A 16,416-nucleotide genomic window follows, 5' to 3' on the forward strand; every position below is an offset into this window, starting at 1 on the left:
GACGCGTCAGACGCGTTCGATCGCCAGCGCCAGCCCTTGGCCGACGCCGACGCACATGGTCGCCAAGCCTTTCTTGCCGCCGGTCTTTTCCAAGTGGTGCAGCGCCGTCATCACCAAGCGCGCCCCGCTCATGCCCAGGGGATGGCCGAGGGCGATGGCTCCGCCGTTCGGGTTGACCTGGGGCGCATCGTCCGCCAGCCCCAAATCGCGCAACACCGCCAGGCCCTGGCTGGCAAAAGCTTCGTTGAGTTCGATCACATCGAAATCCGCAACCGCCAGGCCCAGGCGCTCAATGAGCTTGCGCACCGCCGGCACCGGCCCGACGCCCATCACCCGCGGCGCCACGCCGGCACTGGCCATGCCCAGCACTTTGCCGCGCGGCGTCAGGCCGTGTTTTTTTACCGCTTCGGCCGACGCCAGGATCAGTGCAGCCGCGCCATCGTTGACACCCGAGGCGTTGCCGGCAGTGACGGTTTTGTCGGGACCATTGACCGGTTTGAGTTTGCTCAAGGTTTCCAGCGTGGTATCGGCGCGAGGATGCTCATCCTGCTCGACCACGGTTTCACCTTTCTTGTGGGTGATACGCACCGGAACGATTTCTTCGGCGAAAAAACCTGCCGCCTGGGCCGCTGCCGTGCGCTGTTGGCTGCGCAAGGCGAAAGCGTCCTGGTCGGCGCGGGACACGGCGTAGTCATCAGCCACGTTATCAGCGGTCTGCGGCATCGCGTCCACACCGTACTGGGCTTTCATCAATGGGTTGATGAAACGCCAGCCGATGGTGGTGTCTTCCAGCTTCATGTTGCGGGAAAACGCCGCGTCGGCCTTGCCCATCACAAACGGCGCACGGGACATTGACTCCACCCCACCGGCGATGGCCAGCTCCATCTCACCACTGGCGATGGCACGGAACGCCGTACCGATGGCGTCCATGCCCGAGGCGCAAAGGCGGTTGAGGGTCACGCCGGGAATGCTTTCCGGCAGGCCCGCCAGCAACAGCGCCATGCGCGCCACGTTGCGGTTGTCTTCGCCGGCCTGGTTGGCGCAGCCGAGAAACACTTCGTCCACTGCGCTCCAGTCCACCGATGGGTTGCGCTCCATCAGCGCCTTGATCGGCACGGCCGCCAGGTCGTCGGCGCGCACGGCGGACAAACCGCCGCCAAACCGACCGATGGGGGTTCGAATCGCATCACAGATATAAACGTCGCGCATCAGGCTTCTCCCGGTGTCTGACCGTGGGCCGCCGCAGTACGAGCTTCCAGGTCGCGCAGTGCGCTCAGCTCCAGCTCGGTCGGCTCGGCGGTGGTTTGCACCTGGTCGGCGAAACGGATCGCCCACCCGGTGGCCGCAATGACTTGCTCGCGGGTCACGCCGGGGTGCAGCGCAGTGACCACGAACTCATGGGTGTCGGCTTCCGGTTCCATGATGCACAGGTCGGTGATGATGCCCACGGGACCGGCGCCGGGCAGGCCCAGACGTTTGCGCGAATCGCCGCCTTCACCATGGCCGACCGAAGTGATGAAATCCAGCTTGTCGACAAACGAGCGAGCCGACTGCTTGAGGATGATCAACACGCTCTTGGCCGAACCGGCGATTTCCGGTGCGCCACCGGCACCCGGCAGGCGGACTTTCGGCTGATGGTAGTCGCCCACCACCGTTGTGTTGATGTTGCCGAAACGGTCGACCTGGGCTGCGCCGAGGAAACCGACGTCAATGCGCCCGCCCTGCAGCCAGTAGCGAAAAATCTCACCGGTCGGTACGACGGTATCGGCGGTTTCCGCCAGCTCACCGTCGCCGATGGACAGCGGCAGTACGCTGGGCTTGGCACCGATCGGGCCGGATTCGTAGATCAGCACGACGTCCGGCGACGACGTCAGCCGCGCCAGGTTGGCCGCTTTCGACGGCAGGCCGATGCCAACGAAGCACACGGCATTGTTCTTCAAGCGACGCGCCGCGGCGACGGTCATCATTTCGTTGGTGGAGTAAGTCATGGTTTCACCTGCGAAGCGGCTGCCAGTCTGGCCTGGAATTCACTGAAGTCTTTAGTGCCATGGATGTATTCGTTGATCCATGCGGTAAAGGTCTCACGGTCCCGGGCGATCGGATCCCACGCCTGGTAGAAACGGTTGTCACGCTCGGTGTAGCCATGGGCGTAGGACGGATGGGCACCACCCGGCACGAGGCAGACGGCGCTCAATGCCCAGGTTGGCAGTACGCAAGCGTTCATCGGCGCGTTCAGATCGTCGACGATTTCTTCCACGGTGACGATGCAACGCTTGGCGGCCAGGGCCGCTTCTTTCTGCACACCGAGGATGCCCCACAGCAGTACGTTGCCCTTGCGGTCGGCTTTCTGGGCGTGGATGACCGTGATGTCCGGGCGCACCGAAGGTACAGCGGCCAATACTTCACCGGTGAAGGGACAGGTCACGCTCTTGATCAGTGGGTTGACCTTCGGCAGGTCGGAACCGGCGTAGGCTCGCAGCACCGCGAACGGCAGGCCGGAGGCGCCGGCGACGTAGGCGTTGGCCAGGTCGGCGTGGCTGTGTTCCTCGATCTCCAGCGGGTGTGGCCACTGCTTCTCCACGGCATCGCGCAAGCGGTGCAACGACCCGACGCCAGGGTTGCCGCCCCAGGAGAAAATCAACTTGCGAGCACAACCGGCGCCGATCAACTGGTCATAGATCAGGTCAGGTGTCATGCGCACCAGGGTCAGGTCTTTCTTTCCCTGGCGAATGATTTCATGACCCGCCGCCGTAGGAATCAAGTGAGTGAAGCCTTCGAGCGCGACGGTATCGCCGTCGTTGACGAATTGCTTCACCGCGTCGTGCAGCGAAAGGATTTCAGCCATGGGGCAGGCTCCCGTTTTCCAGTAGACCGACATGAAGAAAAAAGGCGCGAGGTTAAGCGCCGGAGTGACTGAAGATTAAGCCTGGGGGAAAAGCCAAACAATCCGATAATCGACTGAGTGTTCGTTTATCGAACATATTGTTGTTTGGCTATCTATATTCGCCAAGCACACAGAGCCCCTGTGGAAGCAGACCCTGTGGGAGCCTGCATGCCCTCAGATTTGTCTTCCACAGGGGTTATGTCGTGGGCTCAGGTCGCATCCGCATGGCTGACCATGCCCTTGATCACCACCGCCGTGGTCGCCAGGGCCGCCGGGATCACCAGGGCGGTCAGGACTTGTTCGAAGTTCCAGCCCAGGCCCAACAGGGTCGCGCCCATCCAGGCGCCGAGGATCGCGCCGAAACGACCGATGCCCAGCATCCACGAGACACCGGTGGCCCTACCCTGGGTCGGGTAGAAACGCGCGGCCAGGGAAGGCATCGCCGATTGCGCACCGTTGACGCACATGCCGGCTACCAACACCAGGGTGGCGAGCAAAGTGATGTTGCCCAGGCTCTGCCCCACTGCGTAGGCAAATAACCCGGCCATCAGGTAGAAAATGCCGATGACCTTGTGCGGATTGAACCGATCCATCGCCCAACCCACCCCGACGGCGCTCAACACGCCGCCGAATTGGAACAGCGCACCGATAAACGCTGCCTGCTCCATGCTCGCGCCGCTGTCGCGCATCAGGGTCGGCAGCCAACTGGTCAACAGGTAGACGATCACCAGGCCCATGAAATAGGTCAGCCACAGCAGCAAGGTGCCAGCGCTGTAGGTGCCAGAGAAGATCACCGCCAGCACGTTGCGGGCTTTCACGGTTTTCTGTTCCGGCACACTGAAACTCGCCGCTTGGGCCACCGTGTTCGGTTCGATCGGCGCCAGGGTCTTGCGCACCTTGTCGGTGCCGCGATTGCGCACCACCAGATAGCGCGCCGACTCTGGCAGCCAGAACAGCAACACGACCGCCAGGATCAACGGCAGGATCCCGCCAATCAGCAGCAGGCTGTGCCAACCGAACGCCGGTATCAGCTTGGCGGAGATGAACCCGCCGCCGGCCATGCCCAGGTTGAAGCCGCAGAACATGCTGGTCACCAACAGGGATTTCTTGCGTTCCGGGGTGTATTCCGAGAGCAAGGTGGTGGCGTTCGGCATCCCGGCGCCCAATCCCAGACCGGTCAGGAAACGCAGTACCAGCAATTGATCGACGTTGGTGCTGTAGGCCGACGCCAGGCTGAACGCGCCGAACAGCAGGACCGCGCCCACCAGTACGACTTTTCGTCCGAAGCGATCAGCCAGCGGCCCTGAACCCAATGCGCCAAACACCATGCCGATCAGCGCGGCGCTCATCACCGGGCCAAGGCTGGCCCGGTCGATGCCCCAGTCCTGGGACAGCGCCGGGGCGATGAAGCCCATGGCCGCAGTATCGAGGCCGTCGAGGAAAACAATCAGGAAACAAAGAATCACCACCCGCCACTGGTAGCGCGAAATGGGTTGGGCATTGATGAAGGACTGCACATCGAGGCAGTTGCCTACGGAGGTCTGGGGCTGATTCATTTTATTTTTATTCCACGCGATAAACGCAGGCGAACGATCAGGGACCGGCGAAACACGCCGGATGACGCTGCGCGACATTAATGAGGGCAGGCAAATACCGTCAATTCATCGCCGCCGACTGTGTGCGTTTATCGAACAGCTTAAGTGAACAGCTGCGCGCTCAAGTCGCGGCTGGCCCCCAGCAGGCCTGGCAGGAAACGCTGTTCCAGCTCATTGCGGCTGACCCGCCCGGCATGGGTACTGACGTTGAGCGCGGCCACCACTTGACCGGAAGCGTCATACACCGGCACGGCAATCGAACGCAGGCCCTGTTCCAGTTCCTGGTCGACGATACACCAGCCCTGCTGCCGCACCTGTTGCAGGCATTCAAGCAACGCCTCGGGGGTGTGCAAGGTGCGGCTGGTCTTGGCTTGCAGGTCGGCATGGTCCAGGTAGTCGCGCAACGAAGCATCATCCAGGGCCGCCAGGAGAATCCTGCCCATCGAAGTGCAATAGGCTGGCAGACGCCCGCCGACCGACAGATCGACCGAAATCAGGCGCTGGGTGGTGGCTGATCGAGCGATATAGAGGATGTCGTCGCCTTCGAGCGTCGCCATGTTGCAGGCTTCGTGCAGTTGCTCGCTCATGCGGTCCAGGTACGGCTGGGCAGAAACGGCCAGGGGTGTCGAGGACAGATAGGCGTGCCCCAGGGTCAGCACTTTGGGCAGCAGCGAATAAGTGCGCCCGTCCGTGGTGGCGTAGCCAAGCTTGATCAAGGTATGCAGGCAACGTCTGACGGCGGCGCGAGGGATTTCCGTGCGATGGCTGATCTGGGCGATGGTCAGGTGCCGCTTGCGTTCCTGGAAGGCCTGGACCACGGCCAATCCGCGGGCCAGGGACGTCATGAAATCAGGATCGCCAGTCAGGGCCTGGATCCGCTTGGCCGGCGAGGCGACGATCGGTGGCGCGACTGAAGTGAAAGCATTGCGCAATTGGTCGTTCATGTCTGGTCTTCCCCGGGAATGACGGCTATTACAAGCGGCTGTCCGACGGACAGACAAGGGTCGGACCGCCAACAGCGTTCGATTATCGAACCGGCAACCGATAATCGCAATCCTGCCCGGTGTCATGAGTTCGCCAGCCGTCGAACGCTCGATAACAAGTTGAGCGAGAGCAACAAGCGATTTGACGTGAGGGCGTGGGCGATATTGAACTTGTCGCCTTGAATGGCATCAGGACATCGGCACTAGCAAGCATCTTCTGAAACCTGATTGACACAAGTTTGCACATACAAACATCGTTTCACACAACAACAGGCCCCTTTAAATATTTCCCGATAGTGTTATTCAGCTGGACCGCTATAATGCAATTCAGCGACGGTACGGCCAATCGACCGCTCCCGTACGCAGGCACCTTGGTTAATACCCTGGCGCCCGAAGCACCTTTAGGGTCGCTTCCCCTGTATTGGCAACAACACGAAGCCCTGATGCTACGTCAGCTGTCAGCTCTGGTGCCGTGGCCGTCTGCATGTCTACATGCAGTGCGTATCACCAGATTCAATTTCAATTAATTAGGTACAACTGTGACGAAAGACGAACTGCGCGCTGAACTTGAGCGCCAGGAACAACGTTACAAGGAAGTTTACGGCGGGGAAATCACCACCTACGCCGCGCAGCCTGAACCGGAACGCAAACCCTGGCGTAAGCGCGCCACCGTTCAGGACCAGGCCTTCACCCAGGAACTCCAGAAAATGGAAAAAGAACTCAAAGCCGAAGAGCAGTGACGCTCTGGGCCTGATGTTCTTGTGAAGAGGTCTCCGGCCGCCACCCAGGCCGGAAACCGCAGCGCACGCCCGCCATGAGCGGGCCGCCATCCGCTCCCGTCCGACGGCCGGGGAAGGCTCATGGCCGACCTTCATTTCAGATATTTCATACAACCGCTCGAAGTGCTCTACAGCGGGCGGCGATCAGGTTCCGGGACGCTTTGCGCCCCTGAATCAAAGGGTTACGCGCCCCACGGAAAACCTCGCGCCAGAGGCATTCCTGCAAATTATTTCGTTGAAGAATGTTGCCGACGAGCAGGCAATGCATCGATTGCCATGGTTTTCTGGCATAATCGCGCCCCCTTATGACCGGGTCAGAAAACCTTCATGATCGATTTATTCAGCGGACTGGATGCTTGGGTGCTTGTGAGCCTCTTGCTCGCCCTGGCTTTTGTCCTCGCCTTCGAGTTCATCAACGGCTTTCATGACACCGCTAACGCGGTTGCCACTGTTATCTACACCAAAGCCATGCCGCCTCATCTGGCGGTGTTCTTTTCCGGTGTGTTCAATTTCCTCGGTGTGCTGCTGGGCGGTGTGGGGGTGGCGTACGCCATCGTTCACTTGCTGCCCGTAGAGCTGCTGATCAATGTGAACACCGGACATGGACTGGCCATGGTGTTTTCGCTGCTCGCAGCGGCCATTACCTGGAACCTGGGCACCTGGTACTTCGGTATCCCGGCGTCCAGTTCCCACACGTTGATCGGCTCGATCCTCGGCGTGGGCCTGGCCAACGCGTTGATCAACGATATCCCGTTGGCCGACGGAGTGAACTGGCAGAAGGCGATCGATATCGGCGCCTCCCTGGTGTTCTCGCCCATGGCCGGTTTCCTGATCGCTGCCCTGGTGCTGATCGGCCTGAAATGGTGGCGTCCGCTGTCGAAGATGCACAAGACACCGGAACAGCGCCGCCAGATCGACGACAAGAAACACCCGCCGTTCTGGAACCGCCTGGTACTGGTGATCTCGGCCATGGCCGTCAGTTTTGTCCACGGCTCCAACGATGGCCAGAAAGGCATCGGCCTGATCATGCTGGTACTGATCGGTATCGTGCCTTCGCAGTTCGTACTCGACCTGAGCAGCACCACGTATCAGATCGAGCGGACCCGCGACGCGACCCTGCACCTGAGCCAGTTCTACCAGCGCAACAGCGAATCCCTGGGTGAATTCCTGGCACTGGGCAAGAGCGTGGAAGGCGATCTGCCGGAAAAATTCCGGTGCAACCCGCAGCAGACCGAACCCACCATCGATGCCCTGCTCAACACCCTCAAGGGCGTCGCCGATTACCATTCGCTGCCGTCGGAAAGCCGTATCGAAGTGCGTCGCTACCTGCTCTGCCTGGACGACACGGCGAAGAAGGTCGGCAAGCTGCCAGGCCTGGCCGCCCGTGAGAAAGACGACCTGAACAAGCTGCGCAAGGACCTGACCGGCACCACCGAGTACGCCCCGTTCTGGGTGATCCTGGCGGTCGCCCTGGCACTGGGCCTGGGCACCATGGTCGGCTGGAAGCGTGTGGTACTGACCATCGGCGAGAAGATCGGCAAGCAAGGCATGACCTACGCCCAGGGCATGTCGGCGCAGATCACCACCGCGTGCATGATCGGCATGGCGAACATCTTCAGCCTGCCGGTTTCCACCACCCACGTACTGTCCTCGGGCGTGGCCGGTACCATGGTCGCGAACAAGAGCGGCCTGCAAGGTGGCACCGTGCGCAACATCCTGCTGGCCTGGGTGCTGACCCTGCCAGCCACGGTGGCGCTGTCGGCCGGGCTGTTCTGGCTGGCGTCCAAGGCTCTGGGTAGCTGATTCCAGCGACTCAAAAAAAGGTGCGATCCTTGCGGTTCGCACCTTTTTTTATGCCCTGACGTCAGACACCTGCGGGAGCGGGCTTGCTCACGATGGCGGTGGGTCAGTCAACACATGTATCTACAGACATACCACTATCGCGAGCAAGCTCGCTCCCACAGTTGATTGGGTATCTGGCTGGAGAATCACGAACAAAAAAAAGGGCGACCGAAGTCGCCCAAAATGCCTTGCGTGCTCGTTGTAGCCGGAAAGACCTACGGTTTTTTCCGCTTGTGCGCGTCTTTCCAGATGAATAATCCAAAGCCTGCGAAAAACACGACCATGAGGCCGACCGTCAACACCCCGGCAAACACCACATTATCGAAAAACATGACTGGCCTCCTGGTCTTGCCCCTGTTGCGATGGGTTCAAGTTAACCAATCAGGCCTGGATGAAAATTGACCGGGGTCAATAACGCCCGCAACGGGGCGAAAAGGTGGGGAAATAACTGATCTGCATCAATGGATCGAGGGGGTTCAGCGCTTTTTCGGTTTGTTTTTCGACTTTTTCTTGGGCTTGCCCAACGGCATGGCCTGCTCGAAAGCCTGGCGGACTTCATTGAGGCGTTTTTCGTTGAGGTCGTGAACGCGCTTGGCGCGCTCGGCACTGAGGTCGATCAGCTTGTCGTCTTGGCTCATGGCGTGTGGGCATCGTGCAGTGAATTGCGGATGCGCCCATGATGCGGGCTGTTGGCGGAGTTGACCAGCCTGCGTACGTCGGCAAACACCTGGATCAGATCTGGATATCGACCCACAAGCCCTGGCGCGACTCTTCGTCTATCAGCGGCACCACCGGCACGGTGTTGTCGGCGTTGAGTTCGGTCCCCGGTACGGCCAGATGTTCTTCAGGGTCTTCATTGGCCTCGCGGTGGCGCTTGTCGCGCTCCTGCCGGCGACGCTGTTCCTCGCGCAACAGCAGCGCGGCCTCTTCCGGGTCGCGGTTCTGCAGGTCGATGGTGCTTTCGTTGGAGCTTGGCTGCACCGGGACCACGGGCGGTATGTCCGGTCGCTGGCGAACCGGATCCTGTTGAGCGGTGATGGGTACGGCGCTCAAAGGGAGCATGGGTGGCAACATAAAGGTCTCCTGTCTTCAGGTTGTCGGCTGGGAAAGTGGCAGCTTGAACCGCCGGTCTGAAACTTGTGACCCAGTTGGCATTGCAGCGATCCCCAGGGCCGAGCTTGTTTGATCGCTGGGCAAGCTTAAGTTCCGTGCCGTCAGTAACTGATCAGCGTACGTAAATCCTTTGGTCTGAGGGATCCTTCCGTTAAGATAACCGGCTTTTTCAAGGCGGGAGTCAGGCAGCATGGCGCAGCAGTATCAACCGGGGCAACGCTGGATCAGTGACAGCGAAGCCGAGCTGGGTTTAGGCACCGTTCTGGCACAGGACGGCCGCTTGTTGACCGTGCTCTATCCGGCCACTGGCGACACTCGCCAGTACGCGCTACGGAATGCGCCGCTCACCCGTGTACGGTTTTCGCCGGGCGATGTGATCACTCACTTCGAAGGCTGGAAAATGACCGTGCGCGAAGTCGATGACGTCGACGGGTTGCTGGTCTATCACGGCCTCAACGGGCAGAACGAAGTCGTCACCCTGCCGGAAACCCAACTGTCGAACTTTATCCAGTTCCGCCTGGCGAGCGACCGTCTGTTCGCCGGCCAGATCGACCCGTTGGCCTGGTTCTCCCTGCGCTACCACACCCTGGAACACACCAGCCGCCAGTTACAGTCTTCGCTTTGGGGCCTGGGCGGCGTTCGTGCCCAGCCTATCGCCCACCAATTGCACATTGCCCGTGAAGTGGCCGACCGCATTGCGCCGCGGGTATTGCTGGCGGACGAAGTGGGCCTGGGCAAGACCATCGAGGCCGGCCTGGTCATCCACCGTCAACTGCTGTCCGGCCGCGCCAACCGCGTCCTGATCCTGGTGCCGGAAAACCTCCAGCACCAATGGCTGGTGGAAATGCGCCGGCGCTTCAACCTGCAGGTCGCGCTGTTCGACGAAGAACGCTTCATCGAAAGCGATGCCAGCAACCCGTTCGAAGACACTCAACTGGCCCTGGTGGCGCTGGAGTGGCTGGTGGACGACGAGAAGGCCCAGGACGCGCTGTTCGCCGCCGGCTGGGACCTGATGGTGGTCGACGAGGCTCATCACCTGGTGTGGCACGAAGATCAGGTCAGCCCGCAGTACGCGCTGGTCGAACAACTCGCCGAGACAATCCCGGGCGTGCTGCTGCTGACCGCAACCCCGGAACAACTGGGCCAGGACAGCCACTTTGCTCGCCTGCGCCTGTTGGACCCAAATCGCTTCCACGACCTCAAGGCCTTCCGCGCCGAGAGCGAAAACTATCGCCCGGTGGCCGAAGCCGTGCAGGAGCTGTTGGACAAAGGCCGTCTTTCGCCTGAGGCCCACAAGACCATACAAGGCTTCCTGGGCAATGAAGGCGAAGCGTTGCTGACCGCGGTCAATGATGGCGATGTCGAAGCCAGTGCTCGCCTGGTGCGTGAACTGCTGGACCGCCACGGCACCGGCCGCGTGCTGTTTCGCAACACCCGCGCAGCGGTGCAAGGCTTCCCCGAGCGCAAGCTGCACGCCTACCCGCTGCCGTGCCCGGACGAGTACCTCGAGCTGCCCCTGGGCGATCACCCCGAGCTGTACCCGGAAGTCAGCTTCCAGGCCCAGCCGGACGCCAGCGAAGAAGAACGCTGGTGGCGTTTCGACCCGCGGGTGGAGTGGCTGATCGACACCCTGAAGATGCTCAAGCGCACCAAAGTACTGGTGATCTGTGCCCACGCCGAAACCGCCATGGACCTGGAAGACGCCCTGCGCGTGCGTTCCGGTATCCCGGCCACGGTGTTCCACGAAGGCATGAACATTCTGGAGCGCGACCGCGCGGCGGCCTATTTCGCCGACGAAGAGTTCGGTGCCCAGGTGCTGATCTGTTCGGAAATCGGCAGCGAGGGCCGCAACTTCCAGTTCGCCCATCACCTGGTGCTATTCGATCTGCCAGCGCACCCGGACTTGCTCGAGCAACGCATCGGTCGTCTGGACCGGATCGGCCAGAAGCACACCATCGAGCTGCATGCGCCGTACCTGGAAACCAGCCCGCAAGCGCGGCTGTTCCAGTGGTATCACGAAGCCCTGAATGCCTTCCTCAACACCTGCCCGACTGGCAACGCCTTGCAGCATCAGTTCGGCCCGCGCCTGCTGCCATTGCTGGAAGAAGCCGACGATGGCCAGTGGCAAGCGCTGATCGACGAAGCCCGCACCGAACGCGAGCGCCTGGAGGCCGAGCTGCACACCGGTCGCGACCGTTTGCTGGAGCTCAACTCTGGCGGCGCTGGTGAAGGCGATGCGCTGGTGGAAGCCATTCTCGAGCAGGACGACCAGTTCGCCCTGCCGATCTACATGGAAACCCTGTTCGACGCCTTTGGTATCGACAGCGAGGATCATTCGGAAAACGCGCTGATCCTCAAGCCGAGCGAAAAAATGCTCGACGCCAGCTTCCCGCTGGGCGACGACGAAGGCGTGACCATCACCTACGACCGCAACCAGGCGCTGTCGCGCGAAGACATGCAGTTCATCACCTGGGAGCACCCGATGGTGCAAGGCGGCATGGACCTGGTGCTGTCCGGTTCCATGGGCAACACCGCCGTGGCGCTGATCAAGAACAAGGCCCTCAAGCCCGGCACCGTGTTGCTGGAGCTGCTCTACGTCAGTGAAGTAGTGGCCCCACGCTCGCTGCAACTGGGCCGCTACCTGCCGCCGGCCGCCCTGCGCTGCCTGCTGGACACCAACGGCAACGACCTCGCCGCCCGGGTCTCGTTCGAAACCTTGAACGACCAGCTCGAAAGCGTGCCCCGTGCCAGCGCCAACAAGTTCATCCAGGCCCAGCGCGACCAGCTCACGCCACGGATCAATGCCGGCGAAGAAAAGATCGCCCCGCGTCACGCCGAACGCGTGGCCGAGGCCCAACGTCGCCTGGCCGCCGATACCGACGAGGAACTGGCCCGCCTGACCGCCCTGCAAGCGGTCAACCCGACCGTGCGCGACAGCGAACTGGTAGCCCTGCGCCAACAGCGCGAGCAAGGCCTGGCGATGCTTGAGAAGGCGGCGTTGCGTTTGGAGGCGATTCGGGTTTTGGTGGCGGGCTGAGATTGGCGGGGGGCCCGATATGGGTCCCCGCTGTGGTGGTTTTATCGGGTGTATATCCGTTGCTGCGGTAACGGCGGCTGGCGGTTCCGCTCTTACAGCGGGTCACTTTTGGAAGAGCGCCAAAAGTAACCAAAAGCGCTTCAGCCCCACCACTTGGTGCCTCGCCTAGGCTCGGCATGCCCTCACTCCGGCATTGCTCCGTGGGCCCGCCGCGAAGGGCCATCCATGGCCCAGCGCGGCTATCCCGGCATCCATGCCGGGATGCCCACTGCGCAATGTCTGCGTTCGGCCAGCGTGGTTAACGGGGCGCCTCAGATCAACGTCCACCGAGAGGCGGCCTGATAGCCGACCTGGCTCTTGATAGGACCGCATTTCTCCTGTGGGAGCGAGCTTGCTCGCGATGAGGCCAGTCAGCTCAACATCCATGTGACTGAACCACCACCATCGCGAACAAGCTCGCTCCCACATTTGATCTTCAGAGGTCACAGAGTTCATGTGAGTCGCAGTACCTCTGTGGGAGCGAGCCTGCTCGCGAAGAGGTCAGCACATCCAACATTTTCATCGACTGGGGCGCCGCCTTCGCGAGCAGGCTCGCTCCCACATGGATTTTCGGCAGCCACAAGATGCCCAGACGCCGCAGAACCCTGTGTGGGCTTGCTCGCGAAGGCGTCGGTACCATCCAACATCATTGCAAACTGATCCACCGCTTTCGCGAGCAAGCCCGCTCCCACAGGAAAAACGCGGTCTCACCAAGAACCAGGTCGGCTATCAGGCCGCCTCGGTTTTGTTTTTGATCTGGGGCGCCCCATTAACCACGCTGGCTGAACGAAGGTATTGCGCAGTGAGTATCCCGGCATGGATGCCGGGATACCCGCGCTGGGCCATGGATGGCCCTTCGCGGCGGGCCCACGGAGCAATGCCTTCGTTCAGGCATGCCGAGCCTAGGCGAGGCACCAAGTGGTGGGGCAGAAGCGCTTTGGTTACTTTCGACTGGGCCGGCTTCCGGGCTTTTCGAAAGTGACCCGCCGTCAGGGCGGAACCATAAGCCGCCGTTACCGCAGCAACGGATATACACACCAAACGAAGCCCCCCTCAAGGACTGTAATACCCCACCGCCACCAGAAAATGCCCAACCTTCTTCAGGTAAGCATGCTTGTCCTCAACCTTGCCAGTCACCGGGTTCTTCCAACGATACTCATACTCCCCCACATCCTGCTTGCCGATCATGGTCAGGATCGGCTCCCCCACCGGTTTGCCATCCGGATCCTTGACCTTGGCAAAATCGGTATTGATCAAGCGCAGGTTGGTGCCATGGCCGACATACCGCCGGGTATCGAGGTCAACGACAAAGACATACAGGTCATCCTGCAGATAACCGCCCTTGAGGGAGTTAACCGCCGTCAGCGTGGCTTTCTCGTTTTTCAGCAGGTCGCTCGAGGCCTTGTCCAGCAACGCCTTGGCCTGTTCGGCGGAAGCCCGTGGCAGGTAGTAGCCGACGGCCAGGATTCGCTCGCCGACACGCTGGAAATACACATGCTTGCGCTCAACCTTGCCGTCCGCCCAGTTCTGCCAACGGTACTCGGCTTGCTGGATGCCGCTGGCCTCGGGAGTTTTCAAGGCGTCCTTGAAGGCTTTGCGCAGGTCCGGGCCCAGCACTTCGGACACGTCTCGCCCGATCAGCGCTGAGGAAGGCCCGCCGCTGGCGAGCATCACACCCTGGGTATCCACCACGAATACGTAGCGATCCTTGTCGACGAAATCCCCCTGGCGACTGAAAGCGGCAAAGGCTTTGTCGCCGTTGTCGTGGTAATAGGCCAAGGCCTTTTCCAGCAGCGAGCGGGCCGCCTGGCCGTCATCCGGTGTCGCTGCATGAACCGGTGCCAGCCCCAGCACAAGCATTGCGCCCAGCCAGGCCATCCTGTGAAAAAAAACCATATGCGCGCCCCTCGTTCTTGTTGGTGTTTCAAGAGCGTAGACGGCGTGGGGTGATGTTGGAGTATTCAGGGAATTGCTGGGGAGGCCTGGTGCATCAGTGGGTATTGATACTGACTGACAGGACGTCATCGCGAGCAAGCTCGCTCCCACACTGGAGGTGCTTACCCTGTGGGAGCGAGCTTGCTCGCGATAACGGCGGCACATTCAGCATGATGCGCACTGACACGCCACTATCGCGAACAAACGCCAACAGGCTTATTGACTGCGGAGTTGCTGCTGCAAGTTCTGGATCTGCGCCTGCAGGGTGTTGATATTACGGGTGACCTGGCCGCGGAAGGCGTCGAACTCGGCGGTATTGCCGCCCTTGTCCTGCTGGCTCTTGAGCACGATCACATCCTGCTCCAGGCGATCGATAGCCGAGTTGGAAGTGGCTCTTTTCAGGGCGGTGATGTCGGCACCGATGCTCTTGAGCTGAGCATCCAGAGCGCCACCCTCGCCTTGGCTTTTCAGGGCAGTAACTTCAGCCACCAGCGTCTTGACCTGGGCTTGGAGCTCCTTGTTGGAAGCTTGCAACTGAGTGTTGGTGTTCTGCTGTTCAGTGGCCTGGGCAATGAGCTGGGCCAGTTCCTTGTCCAGGTCGGCAGACGGACCGAAGGTAGCTTGCTGTTGCTTGTACTGCTCCAGCAGTTTGTTGTCGAATTGCTTGCCCTGATCCTGCAGCTTGCTTTCCAACTGCTTGATCTGCAGTTTCAAGGCCTCACTGTCGCTCATCACGTTGGACTGGCCGGCGACGACCTTGCCGGAAAACTCCTGCAGTCGTCCCGCCGCATCTTCACTGATCCGCGCGAAGCTCTCCTGGGTGGCCACCAGTTGCTGCTCCATCAGGGAAATCTGCTGGAAGCTCCACCAGGCCAGGAAACCGAACGCACACAGCAGCGCGCCGACCAATGCCCACAGCGGCCCGGTGCTGGGCCCCTTGACCTTGGCCGCGGCAACGGGCGCCGGGCGCGCTTGCACGTGAGGCTGGCGGTTGGGCAGGAAATCATCGTCATCGGGAATGTCGGCCCGCATCCGCAGGCTCGGTACATCATCGAAGTCGTCGTTGGCATCGTTACGCATGGGCATGGTTCAACCTTTGGGAAACCGGTGATGGCTTGATGCGGTGAGTATAACCCCCTCACCCGCCGCACCGATTGACCCCGAACCTGGCACTCGGTTCATGACGGGGCGATCAGCGGGCACTTTGGACCTTCCACCAGGCACAAAATTCATCGAGGGCGGTCCACAGGCTGACCTGCGGATCATAATCGAGATAATGCCGGGCCCGGCTGATGTCCAGGGTGAAATTTTTGTTCATGACCTGCATGCCCAGGCGCGACAGCGTCGGTTCGGGGCGGCCCGGCCACAATTTGCAGAAACCTTCATTCAGGGCCGCGACACTATAAGCCAAGCCGTAGGAACGATAACGCCGGACCTGTGGGACTTCCATCTGGCGCATCACATAATTGACCACATCCCACAGCGGAACCGGTGCCCCATTGCTGATGTTATAGGCCTTGCCCAACGCTGAATCGGTCGCCAGCAGGCTGCTGAGCAGCGCTTCGTTGAGGTTCTGCACGCTGGTGAAATCCACTTTGTTCAGCCCGTTGCCGACAATTGCCAGGCGCCCCTTGCGCTGCATTTTCAACAGCCGCGGAAAAATGCTCATGTCACCGGCGCCGGTCACGAAACGCGGGCGCAGGGCCAGCACTTCGAGGCCGAACTCCTGGGCGCCGAAGACTTTCTGCTCAGCCAGGTACTTGGTGGCGGCGTAAGGGTGCTTGAAGCGCTTGGGCACTTGTTCTTCAGTCAACCCGAGGTGGTCACGCCCGTCGAAGTAGATGGACGGCGAGGACAGATGAACCAGCCGGCGAACCTTTTGCTTGAGGCAGGCCTCGACGACATTTTCCGTGACCTGGACATTGCCCTGGTGGAAATCCTGATAACGGCCCCAGAGCCCCACGGAGCCGGCGCAATGCACCACCGCTTCGACATCCAGGCACAAATCCCGGGCCAGCAGCGGGTCGCTCAGATCCCCTTGGACAAACTGTGCACCGCGACGCACCAGGTGCTCCACGCTCTCGGCCCGGCGACCGTTGACCCGTACATCCAGGCCTTGCTCCAGGGCGAAACGCGCGAAGCGCCCGCCGATGAAGCCGCTCGCGCCGGTGACCAGAATTTTCATGAATGCTCCTAAGAAATGCGGTTA

14 protein-coding genes are annotated in these 16,416 nt (G+C 61.1%); 3 read left to right on the forward strand and 11 right to left on the reverse strand.

Annotated elements, in window-relative coordinates:
* Window positions 1-6: 6 nt before the first annotated feature.
* From pcaF to pcaR, 5 genes are all read right to left on the reverse strand, one after another.
* On the reverse strand, window positions 7-1,212 hold the full coding sequence (gene pcaF / locus AB4O09_RS23900; RefSeq protein ID WP_172681394.1) for a 3-oxoadipyl-CoA thiolase: 1,206 nt from the start codon (window positions 1,210-1,212) through the stop codon (window positions 7-9).
* Window positions 1,209-1,988, reverse strand: a complete 780-nt coding sequence (locus AB4O09_RS23905) for a CoA-transferase subunit beta (RefSeq protein WP_003198639.1) — start codon at window positions 1,986-1,988, stop codon at window positions 1,209-1,211. Before AB4O09_RS23905 ends, pcaF begins: the two co-directional genes overlap by 4 nt.
* Window positions 1,985-2,845, reverse strand: a complete 861-nt coding sequence (locus AB4O09_RS23910; protein ID WP_003198638.1) for a CoA transferase subunit A — start codon at window positions 2,843-2,845, stop codon at window positions 1,985-1,987. The genes AB4O09_RS23905 and AB4O09_RS23910 overlap by 4 nt, the downstream gene beginning before the upstream one ends.
* Window positions 2,846-3,093: 248 nt before the next feature.
* Window positions 3,094-4,440, reverse strand: a complete 1,347-nt coding sequence (locus tag AB4O09_RS23915) for a 4-hydroxybenzoate transporter PcaK (protein WP_003198637.1) — start codon at window positions 4,438-4,440, stop codon at window positions 3,094-3,096.
* Window positions 4,441-4,580: 140 nt separating this feature from the next.
* A complete protein-coding gene (pcaR, locus tag AB4O09_RS23920) occupies window positions 4,581-5,423 on the reverse strand; it encodes a pca regulon transcriptional regulator PcaR (protein WP_003184507.1) in 843 nt (280 codons plus the stop codon).
* Between the two features lie 578 nt (window positions 5,424-6,001).
* Between pcaR and AB4O09_RS23925 the strand changes: the two genes are divergently transcribed.
* Together AB4O09_RS23925 and AB4O09_RS23930 are read left to right on the forward strand one after the other, a co-directional pair.
* The gene (locus AB4O09_RS23925) at window positions 6,002-6,202 is read left to right on the forward strand and encodes a hypothetical protein (RefSeq protein ID WP_003198635.1); all 201 of its coding nucleotides are present in this window, start codon (window positions 6,002-6,004) and stop codon (window positions 6,200-6,202) included.
* A 366-nt stretch (window positions 6,203-6,568) separates the two neighbouring features.
* Window positions 6,569-8,044: an inorganic phosphate transporter gene (locus AB4O09_RS23930; RefSeq protein ID WP_003198633.1), complete on the forward strand. Its 1,476-nt coding sequence runs from the start codon at window positions 6,569-6,571 to the stop codon at window positions 8,042-8,044.
* 254 nt (window positions 8,045-8,298) lie between these two features.
* Here AB4O09_RS23930 and ccoM read toward each other — a convergent pair whose 3' ends face one another.
* From ccoM to AB4O09_RS23945, 3 genes are all read right to left on the reverse strand, one after another.
* On the reverse strand, window positions 8,299-8,415 hold the full coding sequence (ccoM, locus tag AB4O09_RS23935) for a cytochrome c oxidase subunit CcoM (protein ID WP_014336959.1): 117 nt from the start codon (window positions 8,413-8,415) through the stop codon (window positions 8,299-8,301).
* Between the two features lie 144 nt (window positions 8,416-8,559).
* Window positions 8,560-8,721: a hypothetical protein gene (locus AB4O09_RS23940; protein WP_003198631.1), complete on the reverse strand. Its 162-nt coding sequence runs from the start codon at window positions 8,719-8,721 to the stop codon at window positions 8,560-8,562.
* Between the two features lie 94 nt (window positions 8,722-8,815).
* Window positions 8,816-9,157: a hypothetical protein gene (locus AB4O09_RS23945; RefSeq protein ID WP_003198629.1), complete on the reverse strand. Its 342-nt coding sequence runs from the start codon at window positions 9,155-9,157 to the stop codon at window positions 8,816-8,818.
* 229 nt (window positions 9,158-9,386) lie between these two features.
* Between AB4O09_RS23945 and rapA the strand changes: the two genes are divergently transcribed.
* Window positions 9,387-12,233 carry an RNA polymerase-associated protein RapA gene (gene rapA / locus AB4O09_RS23950; protein WP_003198627.1) on the forward strand — a complete coding sequence of 949 codons (2,847 nt, stop codon included), beginning with the start codon at window positions 9,387-9,389 and terminating at the stop codon, window positions 12,231-12,233.
* Between the two features lie 1,092 nt (window positions 12,234-13,325).
* Here rapA and AB4O09_RS23955 read toward each other — a convergent pair.
* From AB4O09_RS23955 to AB4O09_RS23965, 3 genes are all read right to left on the reverse strand, one after another.
* Window positions 13,326-14,168, reverse strand: coding sequence for a cache domain-containing protein (locus tag AB4O09_RS23955; RefSeq protein ID WP_003198625.1), 843 nt, complete (start codon window positions 14,166-14,168; stop codon window positions 13,326-13,328).
* Window positions 14,169-14,423: 255 nt separating this feature from the next.
* Entirely contained in the window at window positions 14,424-15,293 is an 870-nt protein-coding gene (locus tag AB4O09_RS23960; RefSeq protein WP_013692448.1) for an ATPase, read from the reverse strand.
* A gap of 106 nt (window positions 15,294-15,399) precedes the next feature.
* A complete protein-coding gene (locus AB4O09_RS23965) occupies window positions 15,400-16,392 on the reverse strand; it encodes an NAD-dependent epimerase/dehydratase family protein (protein ID WP_003198621.1) in 993 nt (330 codons plus the stop codon).
* Window positions 16,393-16,416: the final 24 nt, after the last annotated feature.

The sequence above is a fragment of the Pseudomonas sp. H1_F01 genome (assembly GCF_054681425.1).